The 2400-nt window shown below is 68.4% G+C and carries 3 protein-coding genes and 1 other RNA gene; 2 read left to right on the forward strand and 2 right to left on the reverse strand.

What is annotated here, in order from left to right; all coding sequences use genetic code 11:
- The coding region (locus Q0112_RS14955) for an L-lactate permease (RefSeq protein ID WP_297976644.1) at window positions 1–422 on the reverse strand (422 nt) is incomplete at its 3' end.
- 331 nt (window positions 423–753) lie between these two features.
- On the opposite strand from Q0112_RS14955, the gene Q0112_RS14960 reads away from it, so the two are divergent.
- Window positions 754–1557, forward strand: coding sequence for an FCD domain-containing protein (locus Q0112_RS14960; protein WP_297976646.1), 804 nt, complete (start codon window positions 754–756; stop codon window positions 1555–1557).
- 21 nt (window positions 1558–1578) lie between these two features.
- Here Q0112_RS14960 and Q0112_RS14965 read toward each other — a convergent pair whose 3' ends face one another.
- On the reverse strand, window positions 1579–1941 hold the full coding sequence (locus Q0112_RS14965) for a cupin domain-containing protein (protein WP_297976648.1): 363 nt from the start codon (window positions 1939–1941) through the stop codon (window positions 1579–1581).
- Between the two features lie 78 nt (window positions 1942–2019).
- Here Q0112_RS14965 and ssrA point away from each other — a divergent pair.
- Window positions 2020–2371: a transfer-messenger RNA gene (gene ssrA / locus Q0112_RS14970) on the forward strand.
- Window positions 2372–2400: the final 29 nt, after the last annotated feature.

A 2400-nucleotide genomic window follows, 5' to 3' on the forward strand; every position in this document is an offset into this window, starting at 1 on the left:
GTCACCGCCACCGGCGTGCCGAAGCCCGCCGCGCCCTCGAAGAAGGCGCCGAAGCTGAAGGCGATGAAAAGCACCTGCATCCGGCGGTCGTCGGAGATGCCGCGGATCGAGTGCCTCAGGACGTCGAACTCCCCCTTCTCGTTGGTCAACTGGTAGAGGAAGATGACGTTGAGGATGATCCAGCCGATCGGCATCAGGCCGAAGCCGGCGCCGTAGACGGCGGCCATGCCGGCCTTGCCGGCCGGCATGCCGAAGGCGAAGACCGCCACCGCAAGCGCGGTGACGAGGCCGAGCATCGCGGCGATGTGGGCGCGGATCTCGAAGATCCCGATGGCGCCGAGCAGGACAAGGACGGGAATGGCGGCGGCGATTGTCGACAGCCACATGCTGCCGAACGGGTCGTAGACCTGGGACCAGATCATAGGGGTTCTCCTCCAGCACTGGCACGACGCGCGCGCCGGCGCGGCCGGCCCGGGGGCGTGCAACGGTCGGTTTTGTTGGATCGCGGCCTCCCGACCGTGCGGGGGCACCGCCTCGTGCATCACGCCGGTCGCCGCCCGGCGCGGGCCGTCTCCTCCTCGGTCTGGCTTCGGTCATTCTGTGGACCGGGATGCCGTTTCTGGTAAATTAAAATTACCATATGCGTCAATCGGAAAATTTACTTCACCCGTCAGCCGGATCTGGCTAAGCTGGCCCTCTCGCGCCTCGTGCCGGCCAAGTCGTTGAGTTTCGGGCGAATACCAGGGAGATCGAGTGGACAAGGACGGTATCAAGGGCAGCAGCGCGGCGGAGGCGACCGCCCGTCACATCATGGATCTGATTCTCGAAGGCTCGCTCCGGCCCGGCGAGCCGCTCCTGCCCGAGCGCGAGATGGCCACGCGACTCAAGGTATCGCGTCCGACGCTTCGCCAGGGGATCAAGATGCTCGAGGACAAGGGACTGCTGGTCGCCGAGCCCGGAGGCGGGCGGACCGTCGCCCCGCTCGTCACCAGCGTGACCGATCCGCTCATCGAGCTCATGTCGACGCGGACCGACGTCGTCGACGACTATCTCGAGCTGCGCGCCACCATGGAGCGGATGGCAGCGGCGCTCGCCGCCTCGCGCGCCAACGAGGTCGACCGTGCGACGCTGCAGGGCTGCATGGACCGCATCGACCGCGCCCACGCCAAGGCCGATCCGCAGGATGAGGCCGACGCCGACGTCGATCTCCACGTGGCGATCTACGAGGCCAGCCACAACATCGTCCTGCTGCAGATCATGCGCGCCCTCTCCGGCATGCTCCGCCAGGGGGTGCTGCACAATCGGCAGAAGCTCTACGCGCGGCCCGAGGTGCGCGAGGTCCTGCTCGAGCAGCACCGCGCCATCTTCGAGGCGGTGATGGCGCGCGACCCCGCCGCCGCCGGCAGCGCCGCCGAGGAGCATATGACCTACACCAAGCGGGTCCTCGACGAGATCGCCGCCGCCGAGGCGCGGCTCGAGATCTCGCTGCGCCGGATCGAGGGCGGCAACCTCACCTCCCGCGCCCGCCGGCAGCGCGACGCCCCCGACCCGGCGTGAGGCGCCCGCGCCGGACGGCGCTCACCCCTCCGGGTCGAGGACCGCATAGATCTTCGTCACCCGCCCGATCGATTCCCAGGTCCCCCTGAAGCCGGCCTCGACGACGAAGGCGTCCCCCGGCCCGAAGTCCACCGCCGCCCCGCTCTCGTCGCTCAGCCGCACCCGCCCGACCAGGAGCACGCAGAGCTCGGTCTCGGCATAGTCGACCGCGATCCGCCCCGGTTCCGCCTGCCAGTGCCCGGCATGGAACCGCCCGCCCGCGCCGGTGAAGGCGTTCCACACCCGCGCGTGCCCCGAGCCCGCGATCACCCGCTCGGGCGGGGCATCGGCCGCTGCCGGCGCATCGAGCCGGGTCAGGGAATGAACACGGGCGGGCGTCGGCATGGGCTATCCTCCTCGGGCGACGAGCGGACCCTACACGCTCCGAAGCCCGCGGTCAGCGTCGAGCGCGCCGACACGGAGCCTCTTCCAAGCCGGCGGCGTCTGCACTATATGTCAGGCGTCCGGGCGACCGGACTATGGTGATAAACGCGCACGGAATAAGCGGATCGGACCCGGGGGCGGTACCCGGCGGCTCCACCAGAAGCCCTCGTTGGGGGAGAATGGGGCCGAAACAGGATCGACGGACGTGTAAAGGTGTTAGCTTTCACCCGGCAGGATGCCACCGTTACCGGCTCGAAACGCATAGTTGCCAACGACAACCATGCTCCGGTGGCCGTTGCCGCGTAAGCGGTAGCCAAACCGAAACCTGAAGTCCTGGGCCTTAGCCGGTCCAGGCGGGGTTCGCAGGCACCTGGCAACAGAAGCCTGCACTTCATTCCACGGCGCTTAACTGACTGATTT

It is taken from the genome of uncultured Amaricoccus sp. (assembly GCF_937858865.1).
GTDB lineage: Bacteria > Pseudomonadota > Alphaproteobacteria > Rhodobacterales > Rhodobacteraceae > Amaricoccus.

Bases quoted from the DNA above. Each gene is read 5' to 3' on its own strand.
- Q0112_RS14965 (WP_297976648.1), bottom strand. From the start codon at position 1,941: ATGCCGACGCCCGCCCGTGTTCATTCCCTGACCCGGCTCGATGCGCCG.